Genomic DNA, 834 nt, shown 5'->3' on the forward strand with positions numbered 1-834 from the left:
CTTAAAGTATTGCTTGTGCCTACGATAGTATTTTTTGATAATGCTACATTAGTGTTATATTCTGCACCTACTTTTATTATTTTAGCTAAGGCTATATCTTGGGTGTGAGTTTTTGTTATGGTTTCGTTGTAATGTCCTTTTATGGTAGATTCTTTATTGTTTAGAATAGTTTGAGTAAAGTTATGCTCTATTAGTTCATCATAGTTAGCATAAAAAGGTGCTTTGCTCAAAATACTACCCCACTTTCTTTTTTGCCAAATATGATTTAATGTCTTTATATATGATATATACAAGAAGCGAGATATTTGCAAGTATTGTTAGTGTAAATTCTAATAGTTTTATTATTTGTATAGCGTCATTATGACTATACAAATAATCCATTTCCGCCGTAATTTTTACCATACAAGCGCAAAGAGAAGTCAAAGCCAACCCAGCAAAAAATGATTTGACACACAAACTAAATTTATCTTTTATATTCAATGATTTGAAATATCTATAATTAAAAATAGTGGCATATATGCAAAATAATAAATGTGGAATAAACGATATATATGTAGCAACAACAAATACAACCACTATTCTTCCCATAGTGCCATATCCAACGAAGCTTTTCTCGATAAAAGTCTCAAATATATGGACATAAATTAATCCCATAGCACCTAAATGAAAAAATATATTTACACTATATCTTTTGTAAATATATAAAAACATTGTAGGTAACATAATAAAAAGCAATCCGATATGAAAAGGTGTAAAAAATGCAATAGCACCAAACACCGTGATAATACTATCATTTTGCAATAACATTAACATTTTATAGCTCCTTAAAACTTG

General features: G+C 28.3%; 1 protein-coding gene and 1 pseudogene. Both read right to left on the bottom strand.

Annotation, left to right across the window (positions count from 1 at the left end):
* Positions 1-230, bottom strand: a pseudogene (locus tag ACWIX0_RS13880) (hypothetical protein); the annotation flags it as partial.
* Between the two features lie 4 nt (positions 231-234).
* A partial coding sequence (locus ACWIX0_RS13885; protein WP_454174570.1) for a hypothetical protein occupies positions 235-834 on the bottom strand: 600 nt, incomplete at its 5' end.

Source organism: Helicobacter sp. T3_23-1059, assembly GCF_053654515.1.